We start from the raw sequence: 13402 nt of genomic DNA on the forward strand, positions 1-13402 counted from the left end.
ACGTGACTTCAGGCCCGAATTAGCGCGCCTGGAGGCTTCACATCAGCCCCCTGTCTGGTCTACATTTGGGGGGCTGAAAATTGTGGCTATCGGTGCGTGCAGGCTGAAGAGTGCCAGAATATGGCTTTTCCCTCGCACTCGTTGCTTAGCAAGCGATAAATACACTTTAAGGATAACTTATGAACAAGACTCAACTGATTGATGTGATCGCGGAAAAAGCAGACCTGTCAAAAACCCAGGCTAAAACTGCACTGGAATCTACTCTGGCTGCGATCACTGAGTCTCTGAAAGATGGTGATGCTGTACAACTGGTTGGTTTTGGTACTTTTAAAGTGAACCACCGCGCTGAGCGTACCGGTCGCAACCCGCAGACTGGCAAAGAGATCAAAATCGCTGCGGCAAACGTACCGGCGTTCGTCTCTGGTAAAGCGCTGAAAGACGCTGTTAAATAAGTTTCCGCGACGCGGTATAGCTTTAAAAGAGGGGCGGCATCGCCCCTTTTTGTTGCCGGAGCCTGCCATGCTGAACCTTTTACATCAGCGCGTCTGCGCTCTGTTATGTGGTGCCCTCCTGGTAGGGTGCAGCTCCACCCCTGATCTTCCTGCCTTTACTGCCAGCGGCTACCTTGCCGACCGTGGCGTAGTGCGTATCTGGCGCAAAAACAGCGACCATCAGTCAATTCATATGCGTACCGTCTTCATCCCCTTTGATGGTGATGCGATGGAGACCACCGATTACAGCTGGCTGAACAACAATCTCACCAACGTGGAACGACAGGTCACGGGCAAACAACCGGATACCGTCACGTTGCGTTTCGATCAGCAAGGCAATCTCAATTTTATGCAGCGGCAACTGGCCGGGCGACGTGAAGCCGTCAGCAGCGACAGCGTGGAACTGTACCGCTTCGATGCACAGCGGATGCTACAGCAGAGCAATGCGTTGCTGGATGGACGTGTGTTGCTGAGCCAGGGGCACTGGCTGGGCGGGATTCAGGTACGAACCTGCGAAGGTAAAGTCATTAATGCGCCTTTCGATAGCAGCATGGTGGCAGCCCTGACCCAGCAACAGCAGCGCGATCCCTCGGTGTCATTGATGGTGGCATGGCTGGAAGCGCCGGAAGGGGTACAGTTGCTTCATATCACCCCAACGGATGAATGCAGCTGGCAACCAAAAGAGAGCGATTTCTGACGGGAATGAAGAAGGGGCACTGAGTGCCCCTTGTGATTATTTGCGGTTGATGGCGCGATAGCCGATATCGTAGCGACAGAAACTGCCATCCCACGAGATAGGCTTAGCCAGCGCATAAGCACGCTGCTGCGCGGCAGCGACATCTTCACCCAGCGCGGTGACACACAGTACGCGTCCGCCATTGGTGACCACCAGATCATCTTTGAGGGTGGTACCTGCGTGGAACACCTTACCATCTGCAACTTCTTCCAGCGGCAGACCATGAATCTGGTCACCGGTGTTGTAGTCACCCGGATAACCGCCAGCCGCCAGCACCACACCCAGCGATGGACGTGGATCCCATTGTGAGGTCTGCTGATCCAGTTTACCGTCACAGGCCGCCAGGCACAGCGCCACCAGATCAGATTGCAAACGCAGCATGATCGGCTGGGTTTCCGGATCGCCAAAGCGGCAGTTGAATTCGATCACTTTCGGCTGACCAGCTTTGTCGATCATCAGCCCGGCATACAGGAAGCCGGTGTAAGTGTTGCCTTCGGCTTTCATGCCGTTCACGGTTGGCCAGATGATCTGATCCATCACGCGCTGGTGGATCTCATCAGTCACCACCGGAGCCGGTGAGTAAGCGCCCATACCGCCGGTATTCGGGCCAGTATCGCCATCACCCACACGTTTATGGTCCTGGCTGGTGGCCATGGGCAGTACGTTGTCGCCATCCACCATCACGATAAAGCTGGCTTCTTCACCATCCAGGAACTCTTCGATCACGATACGATGGCCTGCGTCGCCGAAAGCGTTGCCTGCCAACATATCCTGCACGGCATCTTCGGCTTCTTTCAGCGTCATCGCCACGATGACGCCTTTACCGGCAGCGAGACCGTCTGCTTTGATCACGATCGGTGCGCCTTTCTCGCGCAGGTACGCCAACGCAGGCTCAACCTCGGTAAAGTTCTGATACTCAGCGGTTGGAATCTGCTGGCGGGCAAGGAAATCTTTGGTGAAGGCTTTGGAACCTTCCAGCTGCGCTGCCGCCTGCGTTGGGCCAAAAATTTTCAGACCGGCCGCGCGGAACGCATCCACCACCCCAATCACCAGCGGGGCTTCCGGGCCGACGATGGTCAGGTCGATGTTTTCCTGCTGGGCAAACGCCAGCAGCGCAGGGACATCAGTGGCACTGATCGCCACATTCTGCAATGCGGGTTCCAGCGCGGTGCCAGCATTGCCCGGTGCCACAAATACGGTCTCTGCCAGCGGAGACTGCGCAGCCTTCCACGCCAGGGCGTGTTCACGTCCGCCGTTACCAATCACTAAAATTTTCATCTGTAACGCTCCAAACGATTAATGGCGGAAATGACGCATGTCGGTAAAGATCATGGCGATGCCGTGCTCATCGGCGGCGGCAATCACTTCATCATCGCGAATCGAACCGCCCGGCTGGATTACGCAGGTGACGCCGACGGCAGCAGCAGCATCAATACCATCGCGGAACGGGAAGAAGGCGTCAGAGGCCATCGCCGATCCTTTCACTTCCAGACCTTCATCACCGGCTTTGATCCCGGCGATTTTTGCCGAGTAGACGCGGCTCATCTGACCCGCGCCTATCCCGATGGTCATGTTGTCACGCGCATAGACGATGGCGTTGGATTTAACGAACTTCGCCACTTTCCAGCAGAACAGCGCATCACGCAGTTCCTGTTCGGTTGGCTGACGTTTGCTTACTACACGCAGCTGGCTGGCGTCGACCATGCCGAGATCGCGATCCTGCACCAGTAAACCGCCGTTAACGCGTTTGAAATCCAGCCCGGCAACGCGGCTCTGCCACTGACCACACACCAGCACGCGAACGTTCTGTTTGCTGGCGGTCACTTTCAGCGCGGCTTCGGTGGCTGAGGGGGCAATGATCACTTCGACAAACTGGCGGCTGATGATGGCCTGAGCCGTCGCTTCGTCCAGCTCACGGTTGAAGGCAATGATGCCGCCAAACGCAGAAGTCGGATCGGTTTTATAAGCACGCTCGTAGGCATCCAGAATGGAATCGCCTACAGCCACACCACAGGGGTTGGCATGTTTCACAATCACGCAGGCAGCTTCGCTGAACTCTTTCACACATTCCAGCGCGGCATCAGTATCGGCGATGTTGTTATAGGAGAGTGCTTTACCCTGTACCTGCTGTGCCGTCGCCACTGAGGCTTCCGCGACGTTTTCTTCTATATAGAAAGCGGCGTCCTGATGGCTGTTCTCGCCATAACGCATATCCTGTTTCTTAATGAAGTTAAGGTTCAGGGTACGTGGGAAGCGGCCTGCTGGCTCTTTGCTCTCGCCATGATAAGCCGGTACCAGGCTACCGAAGTAGTTGGCAATCATGCTGTCGTAGGCGGCGGTGTGTTCGAAGGCTTTGATCGCCAGATCGAAACGGGTTGCCAGCGTCAGGGAGTTCTCATTGGCATCCAGCTCCGCAATGATGGCGCTGTAGTCGCTGCTCTTCACCACAATGGCGACGTCTTTGTGGTTCTTCGCGGCAGAGCGCACCATGGTCGGGCCGCCGATATCGATGTTTTCCACTGCATCTTCCAGCGTACAACCCGGTTTTGCGACCGTCTGGGCAAAGGGGTAGAGGTTAACGACCACCATGTCGATGGGGTTGATGGCGTGCTGCGCCATGATGGCATCATCCTGGCCGCGACGACCGAGAATGCCGCCATGCACTTTCGGGTGCAGCGTTTTGACGCGTCCATCCATCATTTCCGGAAAACCGGTGTAGTCAGACACTTCAGTGACCGGCAGGCCCGCATCTGCCATCAGGCGAGCAGTACCACCTGTGGAGAGCAGCTCAACACCACGGCTGGAGAGTGCCTGAGCAAATTCGAGGATACCGGCTTTGTCTGAGACACTCAGCAGAGCGCGGCGTACAGGACGACGTTGTTGCATGGTGGTTTTATCCCTTGGCTTTGTTTCGCGTAAATAAGAGCGTTACATCAAGCTTAGCGTTTCTCTTCTATATAGAAGAAGCGGCTTGCTTCAGGTAACGCCCCAAAAGGGGCATCCTTGACGTCGCGGGGCATTGTAGCGAAAACGTTTGCGCGATGCTCGACTAAATTCATTTACCCGTCAGGATGTGGATAACTTTGTGTGTAAGTGGGTATAAGGCGGGGTTTTGCTGTGGAATGCAGCGAACGGTTGTTTTTATTGAAATTAGCGGTTGCGCATGCCGAACAACTCCCTATAATGCGCCTCCATCGACACGGCACAACGGCTTACGAAATGCGGTGTTGAGAGAGAAGTTCTGAAGGAACTCTCGCCAGAGAAAATCGCTGAAAAAAGTGATTGACTCTGAAGGAGGAAAGCGTAATATACGCCACCTCGCGACAGACGGTTAACCCGCTGCTCGAACTGCTCTTTAACAATTTATCAGACAATCTGTGTGGGCACTCGCAGGATTGATATCAAAAGTCTACGGACTTAAAAAATATCAAGTCTCAAGAGTGAACACGTAATTCATTACGAAGTTTAATTCTTTGAGCATCAAACTTTAAATTGAAGAGTTTGATCATGGCTCAGATTGAACGCTGGCGGCAGGCCTAACACATGCAAGTCGAACGGTAGCACAGAGGAGCTTGCTCCTTGGGTGACGAGTGGCGGACGGGTGAGTAATGTCTGGGGATCTGCCCGATGGAGGGGGATAACTACTGGAAACGGTAGCTAATACCGCATAACGTCGCAAGACCAAAGTGGGGGACCTTCGGGCCTCACACCATCGGATGAACCCAGATGGGATTAGCTAGTAGGTGGGGTAACGGCTCACCTAGGCGACGATCCCTAGCTGGTCTGAGAGGATGACCAGCCACACTGGAACTGAGACACGGTCCAGACTCCTACGGGAGGCAGCAGTGGGGAATATTGCACAATGGGCGCAAGCCTGATGCAGCCATGCCGCGTGTATGAAGAAGGCCTTCGGGTTGTAAAGTACTTTCAGCGGGGAGGAAGGCGATGAGGTTAATAACCTCATCGATTGACGTTACCCGCAGAAGAAGCACCGGCTAACTCCGTGCCAGCAGCCGCGGTAATACGGAGGGTGCAAGCGTTAATCGGAATTACTGGGCGTAAAGCGCACGCAGGCGGTCTGTCAAGTCGGATGTGAAATCCCCGGGCTTAACCTGGGAACTGCATTCGAAACTGGCAGGCTAGAGTCTCGTAGAGGGGGGTAGAATTCCAGGTGTAGCGGTGAAATGCGTAGAGATCTGGAGGAATACCGGTGGCGAAGGCGGCCCCCTGGACGAAGACTGACGCTCAGGTGCGAAAGCGTGGGGAGCAAACAGGATTAGATACCCTGGTAGTCCACGCCGTAAACGATGTCGACTTGGAGGTTGTGCCCTTGAGGCGTGGCTTCCGGAGCTAACGCGTTAAGTCGACCGCCTGGGGAGTACGGCCGCAAGGTTAAAACTCAAATGAATTGACGGGGGCCCGCACAAGCGGTGGAGCATGTGGTTTAATTCGATGCAACGCGAAGAACCTTACCTGGCCTTGACATCCACGGAATTTGGCAGAGATGCCTTAGTGCCTTCGGGAACCGTGAGACAGGTGCTGCATGGCTGTCGTCAGCTCGTGTTGTGAAATGTTGGGTTAAGTCCCGCAACGAGCGCAACCCTTATCCTTTGTTGCCAGCGATTCGGTCGGGAACTCAAAGGAGACTGCCGGTGATAAACCGGAGGAAGGTGGGGATGACGTCAAGTCATCATGGCCCTTACGGCCAGGGCTACACACGTGCTACAATGGCGCATACAAAGAGAAGCGACCTCGCGAGAGCAAGCGGACCTCATAAAGTGCGTCGTAGTCCGGATTGGAGTCTGCAACTCGACTCCATGAAGTCGGAATCGCTAGTAATCGTAGATCAGAATGCTACGGTGAATACGTTCCCGGGCCTTGTACACACCGCCCGTCACACCATGGGAGTGGGTTGCAAAAGAAGTAGGTAGCTTAACCTTCGGGAGGGCGCTTACCACTTTGTGATTCATGACTGGGGTGAAGTCGTAACAAGGTAACCGTAGGGGAACCTGCGGTTGGATCACCTCCTTACCTGAAGATACCTTCCTTCGAAGTGCTCACACAGATTGTCTGATAGAAAAGTAACGAGCAGAAAAACCTCTACAGGCTTGTAGCTCAGGTGGTTAGAGCGCACCCCTGATAAGGGTGAGGTCGGTGGTTCAAGTCCACTCAGGCCTACCAAATTTCTTCTCATGCTGCGTTATGCGCGCGGTCGTTTACCGACGTAAACTTCCCTTCCGCATGCCTTGCCTGAGCAGAAATTGCATTCTTCTTTTGTCTGAAGAATGTGAACTCGGTTGAGTGGTAGTAGTGGTCTCTGCAGTAACTGTATGGGGCTATAGCTCAGCTGGGAGAGCGCCTGCCTTGCACGCAGGAGGTCAGCGGTTCGATCCCGCTTAGCTCCACCATTACAGTACTTCAATACTTCAGAGCGTACCGGAAACGGTGTGCTGCGAAGTATTTGCTCTTTAACAATCCGGAACAAGCTGAAAATTTGAAACGACGCGTTGTGTCATTTCTCCGTAATAAGAAATGAAAACGACGCGTTCGAGTCTCTCAAAAGCTTACGATTCATAAGCGTTGCAAAACGCCTGTGGGTTGTGAGGTTAAGCGACTAAGCGTACACGGTGGATGCCCTGGCAGTCAGAGGCGATGAAGGACGTGCTAATCTGCGAAAAGCGCCGGCAAGGTGATATGAACCGCAACAGCCGGCGATGTCCGAATGGGGAAACCCAGTGCACTTGTGCACTATCGTTAACTGAATACATAGGTTAACGAGGCGAACCGGGGGAACTGAAACATCTAAGTACCCCGAGGAAAAGAAATCAACCGAGATTCCCCCAGTAGCGGCGAGCGAACGGGGAACAGCCCAGGACCTGAATCAGTTTGTGTGTTAGTGGAAGCGTCTGGAAAGTCGCGCGATACAGGGTGACAGCCCCGTACACGAAAATGCACAGATTGTGAGTCCGATGAGTAGGGCGGGACACGTGGTATCCTGTCTGAATATGGGGGGACCATCCTCCAAGGCTAAATACTCCTGACTGACCGATAGTGAACCAGTACCGTGAGGGAAAGGCGAAAAGAACCCCGGCGAGGGGAGTGAAACAGAACCTGAAACCGTGTACGTACAAGCAGTGGGAGCATCCTTCGGGGTGTGACTGCGTACCTTTTGTATAATGGGTCAGCGACTTATATTCTGTAGCAAGGTTAACCGTATAGGGGAGCCGAAGGGAAACCGAGTCTTAATTGGGCGTTAAGTTGCAGGGTATAGACCCGAAACCCGGTGATCTAGCCATGGGCAGGTTGAAGGTTGGGTAACACTAACTGGAGGACCGAACCGACTAATGTTGAAAAATTAGCGGATGACCTGTGGCTGGGGGTGAAAGGCCAATCAAACCGGGAGATAGCTGGTTCTCCCCGAAAGCTATTTAGGTAGCGCCTCGTGAACTCATCTCCGGGGGTAGAGCACTGTTTCGGCTAGGGGGCCATCCCGGCTTACCAACCCGATGCAAACTGCGAATACCGGAGAATGTTATCACGGGAGACACACGGCGGGTGCTAACGTCCGTCGTGAAGAGGGAAACAACCCAGACCGCCAGCTAAGGTCCCAAAGTCATGGTTAAGTGGGAAACGATGTGGGAAGGCACAGACAGCCAGGATGTTGGCTTAGAAGCAGCCATCATTTAAAGAAAGCGTAATAGCTCACTGGTCGAGTCGGCCTGCGCGGAAGATGTAACGGGGCTAAACCATGCACCGAAGCTGCGGCAGCGACGCTTAGGCGTTGTTGGGTAGGGGAGCGTTCTGTAAGCCGCTGAAGGTGGACTGTGAGGTCTGCTGGAGGTATCAGAAGTGCGAATGCTGACATAAGTAACGATAAAGCGGGTGAAAAGCCCGCTCGCCGGAAGACCAAGGGTTCCTGTCCAACGTTAATCGGGGCAGGGTGAGTCGACCCCTAAGGCGAGGCTGAAAAGCGTAGTCGATGGGAAACAGGTTAATATTCCTGTACTTGGTGTTACTGCGAAGGGGGGACGGAGAAGGCTAGGTTATCCGGGCGACGGTTGTCCCGGTTTAAGCGTGTAGGTGTGAAGACCAGGCAAATCCGGTCTTCTTTAACACTGAGGCGTGATGACGAGCCACTACGGTGGTGAAGTAACTGATGCCCTGCTTCCAGGAAAAGCCTCTAAGCTCCAGGTAACACGAAATCGTACCCCAAACCGACACAGGTGGTCAGGTAGAGAATACCAAGGCGCTTGAGAGAACTCGGGTGAAGGAACTAGGCAAAATGGTGCCGTAACTTCGGGAGAAGGCACGCTGGCATTAGGTGAAGGGACTTGCTCCCGGAGCTGAAGCCAGTCGAAGATACCAGCTGGCTGCAACTGTTTATTAAAAACACAGCACTGTGCAAACACGAAAGTGGACGTATACGGTGTGACGCCTGCCCGGTGCCGGAAGGTTAATTGATGGGGTTATCCGTAAGGAGAAGCTCTTGATCGAAGCCCCGGTAAACGGCGGCCGTAACTATAACGGTCCTAAGGTAGCGAAATTCCTTGTCGGGTAAGTTCCGACCTGCACGAATGGCGTAATGATGGCCAGGCTGTCTCCACCCGAGACTCAGTGAAATTGAAATCGCTGTGAAGATGCAGTGTACCCGCGGCAAGACGGAAAGACCCCGTGAACCTTTACTATAGCTTGACACTGAACATTGAGCCTTGATGTGTAGGATAGGTGGGAGGCTTTGAAGCGTGGACGCCAGTCTGCGTGGAGCCGACCTTGAAATACCACCCTTTAATGTTTGATGTTCTAACGTAGGCCCGTAATCCGGGCTGCGGACAGTGTCTGGTGGGTAGTTTGACTGGGGCGGTCTCCTCCCAAAGCGTAACGGAGGAGCACGAAGGTTGGCTAATCCTGGTCGGACATCAGGAGGTTAGTGCAATGGCATAAGCCAGCTTGACTGCGAGAGTGACGGCTCGAGCAGGTGCGAAAGCAGGTCATAGTGATCCGGTGGTTCTGAATGGAAGGGCCATCGCTCAACGGATAAAAGGTACTCCGGGGATAACAGGCTGATACCGCCCAAGAGTTCATATCGACGGCGGTGTTTGGCACCTCGATGTCGGCTCATCACATCCTGGGGCTGAAGTAGGTCCCAAGGGTACGGCTGTTCGCCGTTTAAAGTGGTACGCGAGCTGGGTTTAGAACGTCGTGAGACAGTTCGGTCCCTATCTGCCGTGGGCGCTGGAGAATTGAGGGGGGTTGCTCCTAGTACGAGAGGACCGGAGTGAACGCACCACTGGTGTTCGGGTTGTCATGCCAATGGCATTGCCCGGTAGCTAAGTGCGGAAAAGATAAGTGCTGAAAGCATCTAAGCACGAAACTTGCCCCGAGATGAGTTCTCCCTGACTCCTTGAGAGTCCTGAAGGGACGTTGAAGACGACGACGTTGATAGGCCGGATGTGTAAGTGCAGCGATGCATTGAGCTAACCGGTACTAATGACCCGTGAGGCTTAACCTTACAACGCCAGAGGCGTTTTGGTTGAGAGACCAGAGAAGATTTTCAGCATTGTTCGAACGGATTGATTCGTGCGGCCTGCGAGGGCGGTACGGATAAACAGAATTTGCCTGGCGGCTGTAGCGCGGTGGTCCCACCTGACCCCATGCCGAACTCAGAAGTGAAACGCCGTAGCGCCGATGGTAGTGTGGGGTCTCCCCATGCGAGAGTAGGGAACTGCCAGGCATCAATTTTAGTGTGCTGATATGGCTCAGTTGGTAGAGCGCACCCTTGGTAAGGGTGAGGTCCCCAGTTCGACTCTGGGTATCAGCACCAGTTATGGCATGAGTTCGGATTAAAAAGAATTTGCCTGGCGGCTGTAGCGCGGTGGTCCCACCTGACCCCATGCCGAACTCAGAAGTGAAACGCCGTAGCGCCGATGGTAGTGTGGGGTCTCCCCATGCGAGAGTAGGGAACTGCCAGGCATCAATCAAGTGAAGAAGCCCTGAACGAAAGTTCAGGGCTTTTTTACGTCTGAAAATCAGAAAAACTCACGGATGCCTGACAGCACGACGAATCGCGCTGTCAGGCATTACCGGTTTTAGAACGTTAAACTCGCAGTAATTCCCCCGACAAAAGCATCTTTTACGCTGCTATCCGCCCCTGGCGCGGCGACGTATTGAAGATTGGGGCGCAGTGACAACCACTGACGGACATTCCAGGCATAGTAGAGTTCATAATCGTATTCTGAACCTCTGATTACCGGCAGATAAGTGGCGTCATTGACACTCTGTACACCCTTTTCTTCATTTTCCCGCTCCAGCATGTGGCTATAGGCTGCATTCACATGCAGTCGGGCCATTCCTAAGCCAATTTCATCCTGTGGTCGTGCAGCAAAAAGCCCTTTCCAGGTTAATGCGACGGTCTGAGTATCATCAAGCTTTGAGGTCCGTTTATCGTGCATCACCTGGCTAAGCGTTAACGATAAGCCACGATGGTTGTCATGCTGCCAGGCGAATAACTGCTGTTGAACAATGGCATAAGCGCCATAACCATGGGCGGTATCGCCATATTCACCGCGCTGCCAGCTATGATAAACCCCGCCACGGGCTGAAGAGTAATAAGCACCCAGGCGATAATTGCCAGGTAATGCATCTGCACCCAGTTTGGGCTGCCAACCGATTTCTAGCGGGATAAGATTGCCGTCGGAGTGCTTAACCGAGAAATGGAAACCGCTACCACGATTATCGTTGTCATCATTTTGGTTATAAAATCCAACCTTAACATAGACATCCGGTGTGATATTGAGCTGTAAACGTCCCATCCATTGTGACACTGGCCAGTTCATCCAGCGATCGCTACGTGACTTACCGGGCACGCCTGGTCCGAGTGCGAGGTTCTGGAAATGGGTTTCGATGGTACCGAAGTCCTCACCCACCGTTGCCCGACCAAGTTTGAGATTGAAACGATCGTCACTAAAGCCGGTACGCAACCAGAACTGTGTCAGTCGCCATGTTTGTCCGCGACCATAGACTTCCTGCACTGAGGAGAGCATGGGGGCTTTAGGATTAGCGATCTGCTCAGAAAGGTTTTGTCCGTTGCGATCGGTCACCGTCGCCTGGAAATCCGTATCCTGCCAGCCCAGCAATTTTTGCAGGTCGAGATGGGTGCCAAACGCCCATTGGTCAGTGTAACGCGCTGTCGTTGCTGATTGATAACCCCCTGCCAGGTTTGCGGCACTCTCCATGACATAATTAACATTAAAATCAATGCCCTGTTGCTGAAGTGCGGTGCGCTGGCCATTCCAGTCACCCAACATCCAGGGGGAGTCGCTGGAAAAGGGGCTGGCCGCCGCAAACCCATTGGGGGCGGTAACAACCAGCATAATGCCTGGCCAAATCAGGCTGGCGATTTTAACTTTATGCATAATAAACAACCTTACAGATATAATTTCCGAGCCAATAAAATGAGGTGTTAATATTGATATCTTTTTTAATAACAGGAGTGACTTATACATCAGGATGGATTTTTATTTTACAGATATTTATGTATGACTTTTGATTGAAAGCAATGCTATTCACAATGCAATGAATTTGTTGGATTTTATATTTAAAGATAATTGAAATTTAATTCGTATACCTATTTTAATTGATAGTATTTAATCAACCGAAACGATATGGGTAATAAACCAAATAAATATAGGTTTATATTTTGACTGATCAAAATAAGCCGGGAGTTGTCTTAATTTAAGGCATCTGAAGTTTATTGCCGCTTAGGCCTGCTTATGCTGCATTAAGCTGAAACATTTTCATAAACCGCATGAAGACTCGACATTCTCACTGCACCAGGCTAATGTCAGGCATCTGGATGTCTAAACGTTTATACGGTTGTAAGAGGTGAGCAGGTTATGCCAATCAGGATCCCCGACGAGTTACCGGCAGTGAATTTTCTGCGCAATGAGAATGTCTTTGTCATGACGTCATCGCGCGCCCGTGTCCAGGAGATCCGCCCGCTGAAAGTGCTGGTACTCAATCTGATGCCGAAAAAGATTGAAACCGAAAACCAGTTTCTGCGTCTGCTATCCAACTCGCCGTTGCAGATCGATATTCAGCTGCTGCGTATCGACAGCCGTGAGTCACGCAATACACCGACTGAGCACCTGAACAACTTTTACTGTAATTTCGATGATATTCAGCATGATAACTTTGACGGCTTGATTGTCACTGGCGCACCGCTCGGTCTGGTGGACTTCAACGATGTCGCTTACTGGCCGCAGATTCAGCGTGTGCTGCACTGGGCAAAAGAACACGTCACCTCGACGTTGTTTGTCTGTTGGGCGGTGCAGGCGGCGTTGAATATTCTGTATGGTATTCCAAAGCAGACGCGCCAGAATAAGTTGTCCGGTGTCTATGAACATCAGATTCTGCATCCACATGCGTTACTGACGCGCGGTTTTGATGACAACTTCCTTGCCCCGCACTCACGCTATGCTGATTTCCCCAGTCAGCTGATTCGTGATTACACCGATCTGGAGTTATTTGCCGAATCAGAAACCACCGGAGCGTATCTGATGGCGAGTAAGGATAAACGCCTCGCGTTTGTCACCGGCCATCCGGAATACGATGCACTGACGTTATCCGGTGAATACCATCGTGATTACGATGCCGGGTTGAACCCAGAGGTTCCGTGGAACTATTTCCCACAGGACAATCCCGAGCTGCCGCCACGCGCAACCTGGCGCAGCCATGGCAACCTGTTGTTCTCCAACTGGCTGAACTACTACGTGTATCAGATCACACCGTTTGATCTGCGACATATGAACCCGACACTTGAATAACCCGCCATAATTCAAGCTGCCGGTGCGTTGGCTACGCTCATTCACCCCAGGAACGATCTGATGTGAGCTCCTGGGGATTCATTCCCTTGCCGCCTTCCTGCAACCAGAATTATTTAGGGTTTAAAACTCGTTTGATCATGCCGTGGCCGCCTCGTGTAGCCACGGCATTTTTTTGCCTGAATCATAAGGTGGAAGTTATTGCCTTTATTTCGAGTCTTAAAATTAAATAATAATCAGTATGATAAATTCATTTAATCATAAAAATGGAAATAGTTTTTGAAAATAAAATAAAAATCATTATGCTCTGATCTTGCAGGTTAAAAAACACCCTACAGCCGGATCCCGCAACCCAG

6 protein-coding genes, 3 tRNA genes and 4 rRNA genes are annotated in these 13402 nt (G+C 52.6%); 10 read left to right on the forward strand and 3 right to left on the reverse strand.

Going from position 1 to position 13402, the window contains the following annotated elements; translation table 11 throughout:
• The first annotated feature begins 179 nt into the window (after positions 1 to 179).
• Positions 180 to 452 carry a nucleoid-associated protein HU-alpha gene (hupA, locus tag AC6I8X_RS01350; RefSeq protein ID WP_013507416.1) on the forward strand — a complete coding sequence of 91 codons (273 nt, stop codon included), beginning with the start codon at positions 180 to 182 and terminating at the stop codon, positions 450 to 452.
• 67 nt (positions 453 to 519) lie between these two features.
• Positions 520 to 1188, forward strand: a complete 669-nt coding sequence (locus AC6I8X_RS01355) for a DUF1481 domain-containing protein (protein WP_497840432.1) — start codon at positions 520 to 522, stop codon at positions 1186 to 1188.
• A 36-nt stretch (positions 1189 to 1224) separates the two neighbouring features.
• On the opposite strand, the gene purD is transcribed toward AC6I8X_RS01355, so the two are convergent.
• On the reverse strand, positions 1225 to 2505 hold the full coding sequence (purD, locus tag AC6I8X_RS01360; protein WP_313689960.1) for a phosphoribosylamine--glycine ligase: 1281 nt from the start codon (positions 2503 to 2505) through the stop codon (positions 1225 to 1227).
• Between the two features lie 18 nt (positions 2506 to 2523).
• Positions 2524 to 4113 (reverse strand): bifunctional phosphoribosylaminoimidazolecarboxamide formyltransferase/IMP cyclohydrolase, encoded by a 1590-nt coding sequence (gene purH / locus AC6I8X_RS01365; protein WP_497840433.1) that lies wholly within the window; start codon positions 4111 to 4113, stop codon positions 2524 to 2526.
• A 603-nt stretch (positions 4114 to 4716) separates the two neighbouring features.
• On the opposite strand from purH, the gene AC6I8X_RS01370 reads away from it, so the two are divergent.
• The 7 genes from AC6I8X_RS01370 (at position 4717) to rrf (AC6I8X_RS01400) (ending at position 10197) form a co-directional block, all read left to right on the forward strand.
• Positions 4717 to 6258 (forward strand): 16S ribosomal RNA (locus tag AC6I8X_RS01370).
• A gap of 73 nt (positions 6259 to 6331) precedes the next feature.
• Positions 6332 to 6408 (forward strand) — tRNA-Ile (locus AC6I8X_RS01375).
• A 151-nt stretch (positions 6409 to 6559) separates the two neighbouring features.
• Positions 6560 to 6635, forward strand: a tRNA-Ala gene (locus AC6I8X_RS01380).
• Between the two features lie 196 nt (positions 6636 to 6831).
• A 23S ribosomal RNA gene (locus AC6I8X_RS01385) occupies positions 6832 to 9736 on the forward strand.
• 106 nt (positions 9737 to 9842) lie between these two features.
• Positions 9843 to 9958 (forward strand): 5S ribosomal RNA (gene rrf, locus AC6I8X_RS01390).
• Between the two features lie 14 nt (positions 9959 to 9972).
• Positions 9973 to 10048: transfer RNA gene (locus AC6I8X_RS01395), tRNA-Thr, on the forward strand.
• A 33-nt stretch (positions 10049 to 10081) separates the two neighbouring features.
• A 5S ribosomal RNA gene (gene rrf, locus AC6I8X_RS01400) occupies positions 10082 to 10197 on the forward strand.
• Together the 16S, 23S and 5S rRNA genes with 3 tRNA genes alongside form the textbook arrangement of a ribosomal RNA operon.
• Positions 10198 to 10313: 116 nt before the next feature.
• Here the strand turns inward: rrf (AC6I8X_RS01400) and AC6I8X_RS01405 are convergent.
• The gene (locus AC6I8X_RS01405; RefSeq protein ID WP_497840434.1) at positions 10314 to 11639 is read right to left on the reverse strand and encodes a carbohydrate porin; all 1326 of its coding nucleotides are present in this window, start codon (positions 11637 to 11639) and stop codon (positions 10314 to 10316) included.
• Between the two features lie 480 nt (positions 11640 to 12119).
• Between AC6I8X_RS01405 and metA the strand changes: the two genes are divergently transcribed.
• Positions 12120 to 13049 (forward strand): homoserine O-acetyltransferase MetA, encoded by a 930-nt coding sequence (gene metA, locus AC6I8X_RS01410; protein ID WP_310618074.1) that lies wholly within the window; start codon positions 12120 to 12122, stop codon positions 13047 to 13049.
• Positions 13050 to 13402: the final 353 nt, after the last annotated feature.

The sequence above is a fragment of the Pantoea sp. X-Soil-TKNS-1280 genome (genome assembly GCF_059730475.1).

Coding starts and splice junctions, on each gene's coding strand:
- hupA (WP_013507416.1), top strand. CDS start 180: ATGAACAAGACTCAACTGATTGATGTGATCGCGGAAAAAGCAGACCTG.
- AC6I8X_RS01355 (WP_497840432.1), top strand. CDS start 520: ATGCTGAACCTTTTACATCAGCGCGTCTGCGCTCTGTTATGTGGTGCC.
- purD (WP_313689960.1), bottom strand. CDS start 2,505: ATGAAAATTTTAGTGATTGGTAACGGCGGACGTGAACACGCCCTGGCG.
- purH (WP_497840433.1), bottom strand. CDS start 4,113: ATGCAACAACGTCGTCCTGTACGCCGCGCTCTGCTGAGTGTCTCAGAC.
- AC6I8X_RS01405 (WP_497840434.1), bottom strand. CDS start 11,639: ATGCATAAAGTTAAAATCGCCAGCCTGATTTGGCCAGGCATTATGCTG.
- metA (WP_310618074.1), top strand. CDS start 12,120: ATGCCAATCAGGATCCCCGACGAGTTACCGGCAGTGAATTTTCTGCGC.